14 protein-coding genes are annotated in these 17,213 nt (G+C 65.7%); 10 read left to right on the top strand and 4 right to left on the bottom strand.

Going from position 1 to position 17,213, the window contains the following annotated elements; all coding sequences use genetic code 11:
• Positions 1-176: 176 nt before the first annotated feature.
• Positions 177-617: a VOC family protein gene (locus tag ARC39_RS20685; protein WP_068117274.1), complete on the top strand. Its 441-nt coding sequence runs from the start codon at positions 177-179 to the stop codon at positions 615-617.
• Here ARC39_RS20685 and ARC39_RS26525 read toward each other — a convergent pair.
• A complete protein-coding gene (locus tag ARC39_RS26525) occupies positions 586-999 on the bottom strand; it encodes a DUF3604 domain-containing protein (protein WP_078059385.1) in 414 nt (137 codons plus the stop codon). The two genes, ARC39_RS20685 and ARC39_RS26525, sit on opposite strands and share 32 nt — an antisense overlap.
• A 240-nt stretch (positions 1,000-1,239) precedes the next feature.
• On the opposite strand from ARC39_RS26525, the gene acsA reads away from it, so the two are divergent.
• The 4 genes from acsA to ARC39_RS20665 are packed head-to-tail and all read left to right on the top strand — an operon-like array spanning position 1,240 to position 6,418.
• Positions 1,240-2,982, top strand: a complete 1,743-nt coding sequence (gene acsA, locus ARC39_RS20680) for an acetate--CoA ligase (protein WP_068117268.1) — start codon at positions 1,240-1,242, stop codon at positions 2,980-2,982.
• Positions 2,979-4,976, top strand: a complete 1,998-nt coding sequence (gene pdhA, locus ARC39_RS25405; RefSeq protein ID WP_078059384.1) for a pyruvate dehydrogenase (acetyl-transferring) E1 component subunit alpha — start codon at positions 2,979-2,981, stop codon at positions 4,974-4,976. Before acsA ends, pdhA begins: the two co-directional genes overlap by 4 nt.
• Before the next feature lie 3 nt (positions 4,977-4,979).
• On the top strand, positions 4,980-6,173 hold the full coding sequence (locus ARC39_RS20670) for a dihydrolipoamide acetyltransferase family protein (RefSeq protein WP_068117265.1): 1,194 nt from the start codon (positions 4,980-4,982) through the stop codon (positions 6,171-6,173).
• Complete coding sequence (locus tag ARC39_RS20665; RefSeq protein WP_068117262.1) at positions 6,170-6,418, top strand: acyl carrier protein; 249 nt, start codon at positions 6,170-6,172, stop codon at positions 6,416-6,418. Before ARC39_RS20670 ends, ARC39_RS20665 begins: the two co-directional genes overlap by 4 nt.
• A 75-nt stretch (positions 6,419-6,493) precedes the next feature.
• Here the strand turns inward: ARC39_RS20665 and ARC39_RS20660 are convergent, their stop codons facing one another.
• Positions 6,494-9,049, bottom strand: a complete 2,556-nt coding sequence (locus ARC39_RS20660; protein WP_068117259.1) for a cation-translocating P-type ATPase — start codon at positions 9,047-9,049, stop codon at positions 6,494-6,496.
• 190 nt (positions 9,050-9,239) lie between these two features.
• On the opposite strand from ARC39_RS20660, the gene ARC39_RS20655 reads away from it, so the two are divergent.
• The 4 genes from ARC39_RS20655 to ARC39_RS20640 are packed head-to-tail and all read left to right on the top strand — an operon-like array spanning position 9,240 to position 13,536.
• Positions 9,240-10,334: a glycosyltransferase family 2 protein gene (locus ARC39_RS20655; RefSeq protein ID WP_236545320.1), complete on the top strand. Its 1,095-nt coding sequence runs from the start codon at positions 9,240-9,242 to the stop codon at positions 10,332-10,334.
• A complete protein-coding gene (locus ARC39_RS20650; RefSeq protein ID WP_068117256.1) occupies positions 10,321-11,862 on the top strand; it encodes a hypothetical protein in 1,542 nt (513 codons plus the stop codon). Before ARC39_RS20655 ends, ARC39_RS20650 begins: the two co-directional genes overlap by 14 nt.
• 13 nt (positions 11,863-11,875) lie before the next feature.
• Positions 11,876-12,616, top strand: a complete 741-nt coding sequence (locus tag ARC39_RS20645) for a class I SAM-dependent methyltransferase (RefSeq protein ID WP_078059395.1) — start codon at positions 11,876-11,878, stop codon at positions 12,614-12,616.
• Positions 12,613-13,536 carry a lysylphosphatidylglycerol synthase domain-containing protein gene (locus ARC39_RS20640; RefSeq protein WP_068117251.1) on the top strand — a complete coding sequence of 308 codons (924 nt, stop codon included), beginning with the start codon at positions 12,613-12,615 and terminating at the stop codon, positions 13,534-13,536. Before ARC39_RS20645 ends, ARC39_RS20640 begins: the two co-directional genes overlap by 4 nt.
• A 13-nt stretch (positions 13,537-13,549) precedes the next feature.
• Here ARC39_RS20640 and ARC39_RS20635 read toward each other — a convergent pair whose 3' ends face one another.
• Positions 13,550-14,836: a 3-deoxy-D-manno-octulosonic acid transferase gene (locus tag ARC39_RS20635; protein WP_068117248.1), complete on the bottom strand. Its 1,287-nt coding sequence runs from the start codon at positions 14,834-14,836 to the stop codon at positions 13,550-13,552.
• A gap of 76 nt (positions 14,837-14,912) precedes the next feature.
• Positions 14,913-15,869, bottom strand: a complete 957-nt coding sequence (locus ARC39_RS20630) for a YihY/virulence factor BrkB family protein (protein WP_068117245.1) — start codon at positions 15,867-15,869, stop codon at positions 14,913-14,915.
• A 199-nt stretch (positions 15,870-16,068) separates the two neighbouring features.
• Between ARC39_RS20630 and ARC39_RS20625 the strand changes: the two genes are divergently transcribed.
• Positions 16,069-17,184 carry an NAD(P)H-dependent glycerol-3-phosphate dehydrogenase gene (locus ARC39_RS20625; RefSeq protein WP_078059382.1) on the top strand — a complete coding sequence of 372 codons (1,116 nt, stop codon included), beginning with the start codon at positions 16,069-16,071 and terminating at the stop codon, positions 17,182-17,184.
• Positions 17,185-17,213 lie beyond the last annotated feature (29 nt).

Genomic DNA, 17,213 nt, shown 5'->3' with positions numbered 1-17,213 from the left:
GCAGGAGGCGGCGTGGTTGCCGATCTGAAAGAATGGCCACGATTTCCGCGCTTGGCTTCCCGATTTGAGCGCAGTCAATTGCGCTTCCGCAAATGGGGGGCGATGCGGCGGGATCCGTTGGTCTTCGGTGGCGATTGTGGTCTAAGGTCGCGTGAACGCCAATCGGGAGACGGCACATGCGATGGTCGATCCATCACGTAAACCTACCGGCGCCAGACATGGCGGCGTCTGCGAAGTTCTACGAAACCGTCCTTGGATTGTCTGCTGAGACGTGGACGTTTCCGTCCAAGCGCGGTGCGGTGTCGGACGACCCGATGCGGCTCCGGTTGTATCCGGTGTCTGGACCGGCCCAGGGAGCGAACGAAGGGCTGCACCTGATCGAGCCCGATCCGGCCTTCGCGCGGGAGAATGGACTGGATCACAACCCGTCGATTGGCGGGCATGTCGCGATCCAGGTCGAGGATCTCGACGCGGTCATCGCGCGGCTCGAAGCGGCAGGGATCAACTACTCGCTGGCCGGCGAGTATGCGATTCCGGGCATGCGTCACGTCTACGTTTACGACCCCGGCATGAATCTTCTGGAGATCAACGAGTTTCGCGAGGATCAATCCACGTAGCGCCAACAGGTCGGCTGGATGCCGTGCATCGTCGTCTGTTCGACGCGTCTCGTTTCCCAAAGACGGTCTCGCCATAGGCGATACACGCGGGCGTTCGGATTTCGAGGCCCCGCACGTAATAGGAGGCGGTTTCGCCCGGATCGATGTCACGATCTTCCCAGAACGCGCCGAACACCGCATCTCCAATCGTATTGGTATATGCTGCACCGCGCACCGTGCTCCCGACGAATGTCGTTACACGTCTGTCCTCTCCGACCTCGCGGCCGTCGGACACGGCCACGTCGAAAATGCGCTCCTGCGATGCCCGTGGACCCAGGGCCACGAGGGTAGCAGAACGGCATTTGCTCCGACTTGGTTCCAACAGGGATCGTTGCCATGCCATCGGGCGGTTCAATCGGCGATGGCATTGGCAAGCGGTGCATTGGATCCCGCCAATTATTCCCCGGCGTTACATTGACTTGCCGGCCACTCGGCTGGCCGGAAACGTGGTCATCGCGGCCACGGCAATGGGCCGTCGCAACCGGCAATCAACGCTGCCAGACAAATCTCCAACGTCTGCTTGACGTGGGTCATAGCGACGCTTGCCAAGTGGTGCCACACTTGGCGCGGGGAGGAATCCGATATGCTTGGTACGATCCGGAAAGGGTCGGGCGGGTTTCGGGGCGCGTCACTTCCCGATCCGGACAAGGCGCGCGCGGAATTCACCTGGGAGATTGCAGAGAAGATGCTCGACGGCCTGCCTGACGGCGCGCTGAACATCGCCCATGAGGCCGTCGACAGGCACGTTGGAGCGGGACACGGCGAGCAGACGGCCATCCGCTGGCTCGGCAAGAGCGGCGCCCGCGAGGAGATCACCTATGCCGATCTTGCAGAGTTCACATCGCGTTTCGCCAATGTGCTGAAGGCGCATGGGCTGGAGCGCGGCGACAGCGTTTTCGGCCTGATGGGGCGGGTCCCCGATCTCTACGTGACCGCGCTCGGTACGCTGAAGGCGGGTCTCGTCTTCACGCCCCTCTTCTCGGCCTTCGGGCCGGAACCGATCCGCACCCGGATGGAGATCGGCTCGGCGCGCGTTCTGGTGACAACCGAAACGCTCTATCGCCGCAAGATCGCCAAGTGGCGGGACGAGATTCCGACACTGAAGCTGGTGCTTATCGTCGGCGACGAAGCGCCCGAAGGCTGCGTCGCACTCGGCCCGGCGATGGCAGAGGCCAGCCCGGAATTCGAGACCGCTCGAACCATGCCCGAAGACCGGGCACTCATTCACTTCACCTCCGGCACCACTGGAAAGCCCAAGGGCGCCGTGCATGTGCACCGCGCGGTGATGTATCACGCGCTCTCGGGGCGCTATGCGCTGGAGCTAACGCCCGGCACGATCTACTGGTGCACGGCCGATCCCGGCTGGGTCACCGGTACGTCCTATGGCATCATCTCGCCGCTGGTGAACCGGGTGACGATGATCGTCGACGAGGCGGAATTCGATCTCGACCGCTGGTATTCAACCATCGAGCGGGAGGGGGTCGAGGTCTGGTACTCGGCGCCGACCGCGATCCGCATGATGATGCGGGCGGGCGACGAGGCGACCAAGCCCTACGATTTCTCCGGCCTGCGTTTCCTCGCCTCCGTCGGCGAGCCGCTGAACCCCGAGGCGGTGGTCTGGTCCAACCGGGTCTTCGGCAAGCCCTTCCACGACAATTGGTGGCAGACCGAGACCGGCGGCATCATGATCGCCAACCTCGCCGCGGCGGATGTGCGGCCCGGCTCCATGGGCAAGCCGATGCCCGGCATCAAGGCCGGAATCGTCGAGCGCACCAGCACCGGCGTCAAGGAACTCGGTGACGGCGATATCGGCGAGTTGGCGCTGCGGCCCGGCTGGCCCTCCATGATGCGGACCTATCTCGACGAGCAGGCGCGGTACGACAAGTGCTTTGTCGATGACTGGTATCTCTCGGGCGATCTCGCGATGCGGGACAAGGACGGCTATTTCTGGTTCGTTGGCCGTGCCGACGACCTGATCAAGTCCTCCGGCCATCTCGTCGGCCCCTTCGAGGTCGAAAGCGCGCTGATCGAACACGAGGCCGTGGCCGAGGCCGGGGTGATCGGCGTGCCGGACGAGACGGCGGGCGAGGTCATCAAGGCCTATGTCACGCTGAATCCGGATTTCGAGCCGGACGAGGCGCTGGAGCGCGACATACGTGGTCATGCGCGCAAGAAACTCGGTCCGGCGGTCGCTCCGCGCGAGATCGTGTTCCGCAAGACCCTGCCGAAAACCCGCTCGGGCAAGATCATGCGCCGCCTGTTGAAGGCGCGTGAACTCGGACTGCCCGAGGGGGATATCTCAACCTTGGAGACTGACGAGACATGACCGTGATCGACAAACCGCGGCTGACGCGCGAACACGTGCTCTCGCTCCTGAAGGGCATGATCCGGATCAGGAAGTTCGAGGACAAGTGTGCCGAACTCTACCAGCAGGAAAAAATCCGTGGATTCCTGCATCTCTACGATGGCGAGGAGGCGATAGCGGCCGGGATCATCCCGGTTCTGGAAAAGGACGACAAGGTTGTCGCCACCTACCGGGAGCACGGCCAGGCCCTGGCGCGCGGCGTGCCCATGACCGAGGTCATGGCGGAGATGTACGGCAAGGCCGAAGGCAGCTCCGGCGGGCGCGGAGGATCCATGCACATCTTCGACGCCGCGACCAATTTCTATGGCGGCAACGCCATCGTCGGCGGCGGCTTGCCGCTCGCGGCAGGCATCGCGCTGGCAGATCGGATGCGGTCGAACAACCATGTCACGGCATGCTTCTTCGGCGACGGAGCGGCAGCGGAGGGCGAATTCCACGAGACGATGAACCTCGCGGGTCTCTGGGACCTGCCGGTGCTCTTCGTTTGCGAGAACAATGGCTACGCCATGGGCACCGCCATCGGCCGCTACGATTCCGACACCGACATCCATGCCAAGGCACTGGCCTACGGTATCGAGAGCCGACAGGTGGATGGGATGGACGTCGTTGCCGTCGAGGCCGCTGCGCGTTCAGCCATCCAGCACATTCGCGCGTCCGGGCGCCCGGTGTTCCTTGAGTGCCGGACCTATCGTTTCCGGCCGCACTCGATGTTCGACGCGCAGCTCTACCGGGACAAGGACGAAATCGAGACCTGGCGGAAACGCGGCCCAATCGTCCGGTTCCAGGGCTGGCTTGAGGAAAACAACCTGATCCACCCGGAAGACGTCGCCAGCATCGAGGCCGAGGTAGATGCGGAGATCGCCGAAGCGGTGGCATTTGCCGAGGCCGGGACATGGGAGCCGGAAGGCGACCTTCTCACGCATACGATGGGGGAAGCGCAGCCGGACCCGGTGCCAGCCCAGCCATCCGGCCAGACGGTGGAAATGACCTACCGGGAAGCGGTGAAGCAGGGAATTCGGGACGCGCTGCAACGTGACGCGCGTGTCTTCCTGATGGGCGAGGACGTCGGCGCCTACGGCGGGTGCTACGCCGTGTCGAAGGGATTGCTGGCCGAGTTCGGAGAGGACAGGATCCGCGACACCCCGCTCTCGGAATCCGGTTTCACCGGCGCGGGCATCGGCGCGGCCGCGAATGGAATGAGGCCCATCGTCGAGGTGATGACGGTGAACTTCAGCTTGCTGGCGCTGGACCAGATCCTCAACAACGCCGCCACGATCCGCCACATGTCTGGCGGGCAGTTCGGCGTCCCGGTGGTGATCCGCATGGCGACCGGGGCGGGCAAACAGCTCGCCGCGCAGCACTCGCATTCGCTGGAAGGCTGGTTCGCCCATATCCCGGGGCTCAAGGTGCTGACCCCGGCAACGCTGGAGGATGCCCGCGGCATGATCTGGACGGCGCTGGAGGACCCGGACCCGGTACTGATCTTCGAAAATGTCATGCTCTACAACCGCACCGGCCAACTTGATCTGAACGCCGGACCGGTCGACATCTCGAAGGCCGCTGTCCGGCGGCAGGGCAACGACGTGACGCTGATCACCTATGGCGGCTCGCTCTACAAGACCCTGGAGGCGGCAGAGGAACTCGCGGCAGAAGGCATCGAGGCCGAAGTGATCGACCTGCGCGTCCTGCGTCCGCTGGACGATGCGACCATCATGGCCTCGGTTGGACGCACCCGCCGCGCGGTGATCATCGACGAGGGCTGGAGGTCCGGTTCGCTCGCGGCCGAGATCGCGGCACGGATCCACGAGCACGTGTTCTGGCACATGGACGCTCCCGTTGAACGCGTCTGCTCGGCGGAGGTGCCGATACCCTATCCGGCGCACCTCGAGAGGGCCGCCACGCCGCAGGTAGAACAGATCGTCGCGGCCGCGAAGGTCGCGCTTGGGCGGAGGTGAGCCATGGGCATTTTCCAGATGCCTTCGCTGGGTGCCGACATGGAGGACGGAACCCTTGTCGAATGGATGGTGAAACCGGGTGACGAGGTCCATCGAGGCGATATCGTTGCGGTGGTCGAGACCCAGAAGGGCGCCATCGAGATCGAGATATTCCAGGACGGGGTCGTTCACTCACTGGATGCGGAACTGGGCGCCAAGTTGCCTGTTGGCGCCCCCCTGGCGACGATCCTCGCCGCAGGGGAGGCGCCGTCGTCTGCTCAGGCGGCGCCGATGCCCGCAACGGTTCCGGAGGTGGAAACTCCAGAGCCCGAGAAGGCGCCGGTGTCGACCGCTGTCGCCGATAGCGAGCTACCAAGACCCGCTATGCTCGGTATCGCCGCCTCGCCGGCGGCCCGGCAACGGGCGGCGGAACGTGGCGTCGATCTCGCGGCTCTTGCCGGAAGCGGCCCGGCAGGGGCGGTGGTTCTTTCGGATGTCGTTTCCGCCATCCCGCCAAGCGCGGAGCCGGCCAGGCCCGCGAAAGCTGCCGATGCCATGACGGAGATGCGCAAGGCCATCGCGGCGGCGATGCAACGCTCCAAGCGCGAGATTCCGCATTTCCAACTCAGCCAGAACGTCGACATTCAGACAGCCTCCGACTGGCTGGCCGCGCGCAACGCGGCCGTTCCGCCTGCCGAACGCATCCTGCTCGGTACGCTGTTCATGAAAGCGGCGGCCCGCGCAGCCGCGCAGGTCAAGGAAATGAACGGGCATTACGGCGAGGGCGGGTTTACGCCCGCCGCACAGGTCAATCTTGGCGTGGCCGTTGCCCTGCGCGGCGGCGGCTTGATCGCGCCCGCAATCCCCGAGGCCGATAAGCTATCGCTGCCGGCGTTGATGGCGGCGATGAAGGATCTCGTCGCCCGGGCTCGCGCAATGCGCTTGCGGTCCTCGGAGATGACCAGTGGCACGCTGACGGTCTCCGCGCTTGGCGAGAAAGGCGCGGACGCGATGGCGGGCATCATCTTCCCGCCGCAAGTGGCGCTGCTGGCCATCGGTGCGCCGAAAGTGCGGCCATGGGTGGTGGACGGAGCGATCGTTCCGCGCCTGCTCGTGACCTTGACGCTCTCGGCGGATCATCGTGTCAGCGATGGCCGACAGGCCAACAAGTTCCTCGCTGAAATAGACACCCTTTTGCAGTCACCGGAGGCCCTATGACCCACGACGACATCCGCGCCGCGTTTCTGGAGGAACTTGTGAAGGTCGCGCCCGACCTTGAGGCCGATGAAATCGGCGACGACGACCACATCCAGGACGATCTGGAGCTCGACTCGATGGATGTTCTCAACCTTGTTGCGGCCCTGCACACGCGTTTCGGGGTCGACATCCCGGAGCCCGATTATGTTCGGATTGCCACGCCCGCGCTCGCAACCGACTACCTGGGTGCCCGAATGGCGGCCTGAGTGCACGCATCGGCACATCCAATCGTGCGAGAATGCCCTTTCACGCGCCATCCGTGTCGACCCGCTTCGGGTATCTCACGCCGGTTCGCTCCGATGCGACCACACCCACTTCAATGCCTCGGGAACAAGCACGAGTGGCAGGGCGAGGGCGAATATCATGCCCCATTCGCTCACGCCGAGTGGCACCGTGTGGAGCAGCGTTTGCAACGGCGGCCAGTAGACGGCGGCAACCTGTGCAAGCACCATCGCTGCCAGAGCGAGCCACAATAACGGATTGGAAAACCACCCCAATTTCCAACAGGTGCCGCGGAGCGACCGGAAAGCGAAAACGCTCGTCTTTTCGAAGATCACCATTCCGGTAAAGGCTGCCGTCCGGGCCAGGTCCGGCCCGGCCTCCAACAGCGAGTAGAAGATCCAGAGCGCGGCGCCGGACGTGTAGAGACCGAAGGCGACGATGACCGGGAGCGCCGACAGGCCGAGCAGGCGCGCACGCGGATCCCTCGGCGGCACCTCCATCTGACCCGGCTCGGCCTTCTCCAGGCCAAGCGCAACGGCCGTCACCCCGTCGGTGACCAGGTTCATCCACAGGATCTGGGTTGGCAGAAAGATGAGCGGCCCGCCGACGAGCAGGTTGACCAGCAGCGCGAAGACCTCTCCGGTGTTCGACGCGAGCAGGTACCGGACGAATTTGCGAATGTTCTCGAACTGGCGCCGGCCTTCCCGAACCGCGCGGACGATGGTGGCGAAATTGTCGTCCAGGAGAATGAGATCGGACGCGTCCCTGGCAACGGCGGTGCCCCGGATTCCCATCGACAGCCCGATGTCCGCCTTCTTCAACGCCGGCGCGTCGTTGACGCCGTCGCCGGTCATCGCCACCACTGCGCCGCGTGATTGGAAACCGGCCACAATGCGCAGCTTGTCTTCCGGCCGGACGCGGGCGAACACGATGTCCTCCTGCAGCGCCGCCGCAAGCGTTGGATCGTCCATTTCCGCGAGATCCACGCTCGTGAGGACCTTTTTGGCCGGAATGCCAAGAAGCCCGGCGATTCGACGGGCCGTTGCCGGGTGGTCGCCGGTGATCATGACAGTGCGAATGCCCGCCGAAGCGGCGAGCCGGACGGCGTCCCGGACCTCCGCGCGGGGCGGATCCACGATGCCGACGAGCGCCAGGAAGATCAGGTCGGCCTCGTCGATCCGTTCCTCATCGGTAGGCCGGTAGGCGAGCGCGATCGTACGGAGCCCCTCCGCCGCCATCTCTTCGATGGTATCGGTGAGCCTGCGCCGCTCTTCGGCCAGCAGCGGACCGGCCCCGTCTTTCCGCTCAACGCGGCTGCAGATGTCCAGGATCCGCTCTGGTGCCCCTTTCGTGTGAATCGTGAAGCGGTGCTCGTCCCGCTCCAGAACGCTCATGCATTTCCGCTCGCTGGTGAATGGAAGTTCGGCGACGACCGCATCTTGATCGCCTGCCTCTGCCCAGGCCTTCGCCGCAAGCGTGACCAGGGCGCCCTCCGTCGGTTCGCCGATCATCTCCCAATCCTGCCCCGTCCGGCTCAGCCGGGCGTGCGAGCAGATTTGCGCCGTATGACACAGGCGGGCCAGCACCGCATCGTCCTGCGCCCGGACCTTTTGGTCGTCCCGCAAGATATGCCCGGCCGGATCGTAGCCGCTGCCTGTCACGGCGTAGTCCGCCTCCAGTGTGCGGATCTTTCGTGCCGTCATCTTGTTTTCGGTCAGGGTGCCGGTCTTGTCGGTGCAGATGACGCTCGCGGCACCCAGCGTTTCGACCGCCTGCAGGTTGCGCACCAGCGCCTTCTGTCGTGCCATCGCACTTGCACCCAGGGCCAGCGTGATTGTCACCACCGCCGGCAGACCCTCCGGGACCATGGCCACGGAGAGGGAAAGCCCGAGCATGAACACTTCCATGGGCCCCCGGTCCGTGAGGAAGGCCACGGCCATCACGAGGCTCGCCAGCCCGACCGCGAGCAATCCGAGTTGGCGGGCCAGCCCGTGTAGTTCCCGCTGCAATTGGGTCGGCGCGTCGCGCAGCGAGGCGGTCATGGAAGCGATCTGACCGAACTGGGTTTGCAAGCCAATCCGCGTCACCTGCGCCTCTGCGTGGCCGGCCAGCACCGTGGTGCCCGATGCAACGCTCTCACCGGCCGCGCGCGACACCGGCACCGACTCCCCGGTCAGAACGCTTTCATCCAGAAGCAGGCCGGATTCCCGCTCCAGATCGCCGTCGGCGGGTACCCGATCGCCTTCGGCAAGCAGAACGATGTCGCCCGGAAGGATCTCCCTCGCCGGAATGACTTGCTCCCGACCGTCCCGCACAACCACGGCTTCCGGCGACATCATGCGCCTGAGCGCCTGCATCGTGTTCTCGGCACGCCATTCCTGCACGAGGCCAAGGACCGCGTTCAGGACCACGACGGCAAGTATCGCTATCGCGTCGGTCCACTCCCCGACGGCAAGCGAAATCGCGGCGGCGATGATGAGCAACACGACGAGCAGATCGGTGAATTGCCGGGCCAGCAAGGCCAGCAGCGACGCTGGCTTCACTTGGGGCAATTCGTTCCAGCCGTGTTGCCGGCGCAGCCCGGAAATCTCGCTCTCGCAAAGTCCGCGTTGCACGTTCCGTCCTCACCTCGGGGCCCTCAGGACGGTAGATGAAAACCCCGGAAAAGCGTTGATCTCAATCAACTGGCACAGATCGACCATCGGGAATGGCGTTGGTCCAAACAAATGCGCGTCCGTGCCTCAGTTTTGACAAGCTAAGTTAATCTTGTGGAGGCGGCTTTGGGGGCCCTGAGCCGAAGGAACTATGCTGGATCGCTCCATGTCCTACACATACCGCCGTTTCGAGGATTGTCTGCCTGCGGCCGAGTCCGCGGCACGACAGGTGAAAACGGCACGTCGGACTCCGCGTCCGCTCAAGCTCGTCGTCCAGATCCCCTGTTTCAACGAGGAGAAGACTCTGCCAGCCACGCTTGCCGCGATACCGCGCAAGATACCCGGCGTTGGCGTTGTCGAGATACAGGTGGTCGACGACGGCTCTTCCGATGCCACGGTGGAGATTGCCGAGCGGCTCGGCGTCGATCACATCGTGCGCCACGCCCGCAACAAGGGGCTGGCCTCCGCGTTCCAGGCCGGAATCGAGAACGCGCTGTCTGTCGGCGCCGACATCATCGTGAACACCGATGGGGACAACCAGTACGACGGTTCCTCGATCCCGGACCTGATCCGTCCCATTGTGGACCGGCAGGCCGATATCGTGCTGGGGGACAGGAAGCCCGGTCAGAACACCGAATTCTCCCGCAGCAAGCGGCTGCTGCAAAGGCTCGGCAGCCGGGTTGTCCGCAATCTGGCCGGTGTCGAGGTTTCCGATGCGGTGTCCGGTTTCCGGGCCTATTCCCGCGATGCCGCGATGACGATCAATGTCATGACGCCCTTCAGCTACACTGTCGAAACGCTGATCCACGCAGGCCAGCACGGGCTGACCGTCGCATCGGTGCCGGTGCGCACCAACCCGGTGTCGCGGCCCTCGCGGCTCTTCCGCTCCAATCTGCAGTTTATCCGCAAGCAGATCGTCACGATCCTGCGCAGCTGCCTGATGTACCGGGCACTTTCGACGTTTCTCGCGCTCGGCCTGCTCCTGCTGGGGATCGGTGCGGTGCCAGTGCTGCGGTTCCTTTACTTCTACGTGACCGGTCAGGGGGACGGGCATGTGCAATCGCTCGTTCTCGGCTCGGTCTTCCTCATGGCGGGGTACCTTACCGTCGTGGTGGCATTCCTGAGCGATACGATTGCCACCAACCGGCGCCTGACCGAGGCGGCACTGATCCGGCTCCGCCGACTGGAGCCGATCCTCGATGCCACGGTCGATACGCAAGCGAGCAAGGACGATGATCGGGATTGAGTTCGCGCGTTCCCGGCCGACAATCTCGACGTCCGCCGTCGTCACGATTGTCGGTGCGCTTCTGGGGGTCGTCTTCTACACGCTGATTTCCGCGCGGGTTCTGTCGAACCTGACGATTCCCTTCTTCGGAATGGAGATCTACGACCAGCTCTTCCTCGCGCTGCGCGACGGGCGGCTCGACCTGCCGGCCCGTGTCCTGCGGTTCGAGGGGCACTACTGGCCCGACGGTACCGCGCATCTCTATCACGGGATGGCCCCGCTGCTGACGCGGGTACTCCTTGCGCCCTTCGTCGAAATCGGAACGGTGTCGCTTGCGCCGGTCTCGGTCTGGTTCTGGGGCACGCTGGGCACATTCTGCTGGCACATGTCCTTTGCCGAGATCGCTCGCAAGCACTGGCCGGAGGACGGGCGGGCCGGGGCTGTCTGGGCAGCGGTGCTGGCGCTGCTTGTCTGGCTCTGTGCGCCGGGATTGCTGCTCGTGGTCAACTTCGTCCTCTATAACGAGCCGATCGTGGTTGCCTATGCCCTGACGGCCGCCTTCGTGCTCGTCTGGACGCGGACGGTTGCACGCGAGCGCCCGATTGCGAACGTGCTTTGGCTGCTCGCGCTGCTGGCCGCCATTGCCGTGCACGCCCGTCCGAACGTTGCGGTTGGCCTTTATGCAGGCACCGTTTTCGCCGCGGGCCTCGTGCTTTTGCGTGACAGATGGCGTGCCGTGCGGCCCGCATTGCTGGCGATGGCGATCCTTTTCGCGGGCGGGGTCGCGTTCCTGGGGCTCAACGCCGCCAAATTCGGAAACGTCGGGCAGACCCATGGAACCTTCGAGGCCGACGGCGTGCAATATGGGACGACGTTCTGGGGCGCTGACAATATCGAGGGCAAGAAGGCGGCCGCCTTCATCGAACACGGGCGGTTCAACCTCGCCCGAATTCCGGCAAACCTGATGGTCTACGGCGCCGCGCCGCCGCAATTGCTGGCTTCGCGATCCTATGACCGCGTGGTTGCGCTGCACGCGTCCCTGACCGAGGACCGGTTGGGGTTCATCCGGATCGAGAAACCCGGGGCAGGGGCGATCTTCCTCTGGACCGGGTTCTGTGTTCTGGCCGGGATCGGCCTCTGCAGCGGTATCGCCCGGCTGCGCCCTTACGCCGGGCTGGTCCTTGCCGCCGGTACAATCGCGGTCGTGACCCTGTCCTACGGGACGATCACGCTGCGCTACCACGTGGAGATCTTTCCGATCATCGGCGTGCTGGCACTGGTCGGTTGTGGCCGCTTCGCCCCTTGGGCAGCGCGGGCGCGGTCGAAAATCGCCGTCGGTTTCCTGGCCCTTGTGGTCTGCGCGGTGGGCGCGGTGTCCAGCGGCGCGACGGCGCTCTACAGCTCGGTGCTGCTGAACGAAGACCCGGGCACGTTCTTCGAGCCGTGGAGCGAGGAAATGTGTCTGGACCACACAGGGCAAAAGAACTTCGCGGAAGCGCGCGCGCGCCAGATCTGCCGGCAACCCTATGGCCCGGCGGGTGCGAGATGAGGAGATGGGCAGCATGATTGTGTCGCAGGCATTGAAATCGGGATATGTCACCGTCGCCCACGGGGCAGGTCGGATCGGCGAAGCGGTCGGACTTATCGGCTGGCTCGATCGCCGCAGCGACAAATCCCGCACGGCACATTGGCTTCGCAGCCTTAGCGCAATTCACGACGTGGAGACGCTGGTCGCGCTGGATGTGCCGTGGTGGACATACCAGGCAATCGACCGGATCGAGGCATTTCTCGAGGAACGCCCGAAGGCGCGGGCATTCGAGTTCGGCTCGGGTGCGAGCACCGTCTGGCTCGCGCGTCGCGCGTCCGAGGTCGTGTCGGTGGAACACGTGCCCGACTGGCATGCGCGCGTCGGGCGTTTGCTCGACGATATCGGCATCGGGCCCCGGGTGGACCTGAACCTCGTCAAGCCGGACAGGGCGCCTTCGACAGACCCCCTCTACCTGTCGCAGAAACCCGGCGAGGAAGGCGATAGTTTCGAACGCTACGCCAAGGCCATACTCGAAGAGGCCGCCCCCTTCGATCTGATCGTTATCGATGGGCGGGCGCGGCAGGCGTGCCTGAAACACGCCATCCAGCGGCTTGCACCGGACGGGATGATCGTCTTCGACAACTCCAACCGACCCCGTTATCAGGATGCGCTGGCCCGGAGCCGCATGCAGGTTGAGCGATACCGCGGGCTCACACCGGCCTTGCCCTATCCTGACGAGACGACGCTGCTGTCGGTTCCACCGCGCCGTCGATGAACGGTCCAACGCTCAACCGCGCGATCAGGCTGGCGGGCCTCGCGCTGCTCGGACTCGCCCTCTGGTACCTTCTGCGCACATTCGCGGCGAACCGGGCGGCGCTCTCCCAGTTGCGCCCGGATGCCGCCGAGATTGCGCTGATGCTGGCCCTGGCACTTGCCTATGGCGCGGCGCTGTTCCTCCTGGCCGAATGCTGGCACCGGATCGTCGCCGGTCACGGGCAGGAACCGCGCGCGCGCACATACCTGTCCTACACGGCCAGCCTTGTTGCGCGGTATCTTCCCGGAAACGTGTGCCACCTGATCGGACGCGCCGTCTATCTCCGGGATGGGCCGCTCTCCGCTTCGGCCTTGGCCCGCGCCACGGCGACGGAACTTGCCGTCACGCCCACCGGGGCCGCGCTGGTCCTCGCGGTGCTGTGGCCCGTCGTGCCCGCGGCGGTCCTGCCGCCGCCGCTTGCGGCGATACCCCAATGGCTCCCCTTGGCAGCGCTCGGCGCAGGGCTGTCCGTGTTCGCCCTGGTCAGCCGTGTCGAAGCGCTGCCCGATCTGCGCCCGCCGGCCGCTCCTGTGCTGCTGTCGGCCGTGTTCATGACAGGGCTCGGCGCGCTCTTCGCGGTGCTCGCATGGCATGGTACCGACGCGCCCGTCGTAGTTGCTGCGGTTGCTGCGGTGTTTGCCTGGCTGGCAGGCTACGTGACACCGGGGGCGCCCGCCGGGCTGGGCGCGCGGGAAGCGATCCTCGTGGCGGCGCTGACGGCGGTGGGAAGCAGCGCGGAAAACGCGCTGCTGCTCGCGGTCCAGTTCCGGCTGGTGACACTCGTCGGCGAACTTGCCTGTTTCAGCGCCGGTTGGGCCGTGGCGGCGGGCCTTGCGGAACGGTCGCGCACGGAAACCGGCAGCTCCCGGCAGGCAGCCTGACCGGGCAGGGGCGTCAATGGAGGCGCGCCGGCTCCCCGTGACCGGACGCCAGCGCCAGCACCCGTCTCGACAGATCATCCACCTGTGCCTCGGTGTCCAGTTGGAGGGCGGCACGCGCGGCCACCGTCATCCGGCTGCGCGCCGCGTCGTCCAATCCGGCGATCGCATCCCCGAGCGCCCCGGCATCCGCCGCGCCAATCGCCCCACGGGCTTCGGTAAGCGCCGCATAGGGCTCCGCGAAGTTCCGCAGATCGGGGCCATGCAGGATGGCACAGTCGAACTGAGCGGGCTCATAGGGCGTATGCCCCCCCTTCGGTGCGAGCGATCCGCCGACGAAACATTGCCCTGCGAGCGTGTACCACAGCGGCATTTCTCCGAGCGTGTCGGCGAGGTATACGTCGGTCCCGGCCACCGGGGCCTCGCCCGCTGACCGGGTGCGAAAGCGCACGCCGCTGCGTGCGAGCAGCGACGCAACCTCCGGGCCCCGTGCCGGATGCCGAGGCGCAAGGATCAGCCGCAGGTCGGGCCGGACCCGGCGCGCACGCTGGAAGGCCTCGATAACCTGTTGTTCCTCGCCCTCGTGGGTCGAGGCCGCCAGAAGCGTCTCGCTCCGAGGAAAGAACGGGCGGTAGGTTTCCAGCAGTTCCGCGTCCGGCGGGGGCAGGGTCACCGCGGCCTTGAATGTCAGCTGCGGGGCGAGAGTTGCCGGGTCGAGGCCAAGCGCGACAAACCGTGCTTCCGACCCCGCATCTTGTGCCGAGAGCAGCCTCACCGGTGCCAGTGCCTGCCGCGCCAAGCCGTTGAACCTGTGCCACGCGCGTGCGCTCTTCTCGGAAATGCGCGCGGACAGCATTGCGGCCGGAACCTCGCGACTTGCCGCCATCGCCATGCGGTTCGGCCAGATGTCGCCCTCCAGCAGCACGAAGGCGGCGGGCCGGTGTCCGTGGAGGACGGCAGCGAGGCACGCACGATAGTCCAGGGGCGCGAGCCGGGCCTGCAGATTGGGCAGGTTCCAGCCACGGACCATGTCGCGCCCGGTCACGCTGTTGGTCGTAACCAGCAGGGCAAGGTCCGGCGCCTGCCGGAAAAGGGCGTCGATAAAATCCCGTGCGGAGGTCAGCTCGCCATTGGATGCGCCATGCAGCCAGATCGTTTTCGCCGCAGCGGGCGCTGCTCCGGCGCCCATGCCCAGCCGCTCCGCCAGATCGCCCAGCCGCTCCCGGCCGCGAAGCAGACGCAGGGCCAGCATGCCCGCGACACCCGGCGTCGCAAGGGTCAGGGCGAGGCGATAGAAGAACACCGGTCAGCGGCTCCCGTATTGGCGTGTTCGGGCGGCTTACGCCGTGCCTGCGGTGCGGGCAAGGGGCAGGGGCGCGTCAGGATACCAAAGGGGGCGTCGGATCGACGCGTTCTTCCTCCGGCTCCAATTCCGGGTCGGGCGTCTCGGTATCCGTCGATTCGGGAGGCGGGGCCGGGGCGGTCTCTTCGTCCGCCGCCGCTCGTTCTGCCTTCAGAGTTTCGAGCTCGGCATTGGTCAGACCGCCCAGAAGCACCACGAAGGCGCTCAGGTAGAACCACATGAGCATCGCCACCACCGCACCAAGAGAGCCGTATACCTCGTTGTAATTCCCGAAGTTTGTCAGATAGGCCGAGAACCCCCACGAAACGAGCGCCCACAGAATCACGGCCATCACCGCGCCGGGTGACAGGATATCGGTGCGCTGATCGCTCCGGTTCGGCCCCATGCGATACAACAGGCCGATGCCGAGCAGCACGACACCGCCGCCAATCAACCAGCGCGACAATTCGAGCGCGAATCCGGTGAACGGCCCGAGCGGCAGGAAGGTCAGGACCACCGGAGCGACAACGACCGTCGCGAGCGCGACCAGTGCCACGGCAATCAGCAACAGGGTCAGCACAAGCGCGCGCGCCATGCCCCGCAGGCCGCCGCGCGGTGGTGTGCGGTAGACGGCATTCAGCCCGCCAACGATGGCGGCCACACCCGCGCGGGATGCCCAGAGCGCCGTGCCAATGGAGAGGGCCGAGGCCCAGCCCAGGACCTCTTTCGGCCCGTTGGCGATTGCCCGGACCTGCCCATCGATGATCCCGAACGCCGCCTCGGGGATGACATCCTCGTAGGTGAGCAATTGCTGCTCCACTAGGTCGGGATCGGCAAAGAAACCCCACAAAGTCACGATTGACGTGATTGCGGGAAAGATCGCCAGAAGGCCGTAGAATGCGACCCCGGCGGCGATCAGGCCGAGATGTCGGGTCCCGATCCCCTGGCCGATACGCGCAAGAAAGGTGACGGCAGTGCGCAATTTGGCAAACACGTGGACGGGCTCCGGTATCGGGCATCTGGCAATAGTGTAGAACCATAGCACTCGCTGCGGGCGCGAAAAGGGGGCATGCCGAACAAGGTTGCGGAGCCGGCGCGGATGCGCGATTGTCTCGTCCTCTCGTGCCGGGCGCGGTGCCCACGGCGCGGGACCTTCGCGAAATACGACAACAACGACGCGCAGGAACGTTGACATGACCCTGTCCCCGATCCCCAGACCGGAGGCCGCCGACAAACCGGAGGCCGTACCCTATGAGAATATTGCCGTTCTTGGCGCCGGGGCCTGGGGAACGGCCCTGGCACTGGTCGCCGGGCAGGCTGGCCGCGCGGTGCGGCTCTGGGGGCGCAATGCCGAGGACGTGGCCACCATCGCCAAGACCGGCTGCAACCTGCGCTACCTGCCCGGAATCGACCTGCCCGCCTCCATTCGTGCCACGTCGGATATGGCGCAGGCGCTCGACGGAGCGGATTGCGTACTGATGGTGACGCCCTCGGTCACCCTGCGGGAGATCTGCCGCAAAGTGGCGCCCCATATCGCGCCGGGGGCGCCGGTTGTGCTCTGCGCCAAGGGGATCGAGACCGGGTCGGGCAAGCTTCTGAGCGAGGTGGCGAGCGAGGAATTGCCGGGGCATCCGGTGGGGGCGCTTTCGGGGCCGACCTTCGCGCGCGAGGTGGCGCTGAACTACCCCACCGCCGCGACGCTCGCCTTTCCCTTCGCCCAGGCGGACCGGCGCGCGCCGCGTGCGGCACCTGCCTCCCGGCTTGCGTTGTCGCTCGGGTCCGAGTCCTTTCGCCCCTATGTGAGCGATGATCTCGTGGGCGTCGAGGTGGCCGGGGCGGTGAAGAACGTGATCGCCATCGCCTGCGGAATGATGACCGGCGCGGGCTACGCCGAGAACACTCGTGCCTCGCTCATCACCTGGGGGATCGCCGAGATGATGACCATGGCAGAGGCACTGGGCGGCCGGCGGGAGACCATCGCCGGATTGTCCGGCATTGGCGATTTGACACTGACTTGCTCGTCCACCACGTCGCGCAACATGCATTTCGGCGCGCAACTCGGGTCCGGGATCGAGCGGCGGAACGTTTTCCAGGGCAATCCCGTGGTGATCGAGGGGGAGGTCGGCGCGATCTCCGTCATCGACCTGGCCGACCGCATTGGCATCGACATGCCGGTCAGCCGGGCGGTGCATGATATCCTGCACGAAGGCGCCAACCTGCGCGAGACCTTCGCCGCGCTCTGGGCGCGGCCGATCACCGGCGAGAACAAGTTTCTCAACCTCGCCCTGGAGCATCCCGCCGCGGGGTGAGCGGCCGCGCCGTGCCCGGGGCGATTGTT

Source organism: Tropicimonas marinistellae (assembly GCF_001509585.1).
Lineage (GTDB): Bacteria > Pseudomonadota > Alphaproteobacteria > Rhodobacterales > Rhodobacteraceae > Tropicimonas > Tropicimonas marinistellae.
The sequence above is the reverse complement of the archived record's forward strand: the minus strand, read 5'-3'. Positions and strand labels throughout refer to the sequence as shown.

Coding starts and splice junctions, on each gene's coding strand:
- ARC39_RS20685 (WP_068117274.1), top strand. CDS start 177: ATGCGATGGTCGATCCATCACGTAAACCTACCGGCGCCAGACATGGCG.
- ARC39_RS26525 (WP_078059385.1), bottom strand. CDS start 999: ATGGCATGGCAACGATCCCTGTTGGAACCAAGTCGGAGCAAATGCCGT.
- acsA (WP_068117268.1), top strand. CDS start 1,240: ATGCTTGGTACGATCCGGAAAGGGTCGGGCGGGTTTCGGGGCGCGTCA.
- pdhA (WP_078059384.1), top strand. CDS start 2,979: ATGACCGTGATCGACAAACCGCGGCTGACGCGCGAACACGTGCTCTCG.
- ARC39_RS20670 (WP_068117265.1), top strand. CDS start 4,980: ATGGGCATTTTCCAGATGCCTTCGCTGGGTGCCGACATGGAGGACGGA.
- ARC39_RS20665 (WP_068117262.1), top strand. CDS start 6,170: ATGACCCACGACGACATCCGCGCCGCGTTTCTGGAGGAACTTGTGAAG.
- ARC39_RS20655 (WP_236545320.1), top strand. CDS start 9,240: ATGCTGGATCGCTCCATGTCCTACACATACCGCCGTTTCGAGGATTGT.
- ARC39_RS20650 (WP_068117256.1), top strand. CDS start 10,321: ATGATCGGGATTGAGTTCGCGCGTTCCCGGCCGACAATCTCGACGTCC.
- ARC39_RS20645 (WP_078059395.1), top strand. CDS start 11,876: ATGATTGTGTCGCAGGCATTGAAATCGGGATATGTCACCGTCGCCCAC.
- ARC39_RS20640 (WP_068117251.1), top strand. CDS start 12,613: ATGAACGGTCCAACGCTCAACCGCGCGATCAGGCTGGCGGGCCTCGCG.
- ARC39_RS20625 (WP_078059382.1), top strand. CDS start 16,069: ATGACCCTGTCCCCGATCCCCAGACCGGAGGCCGCCGACAAACCGGAG.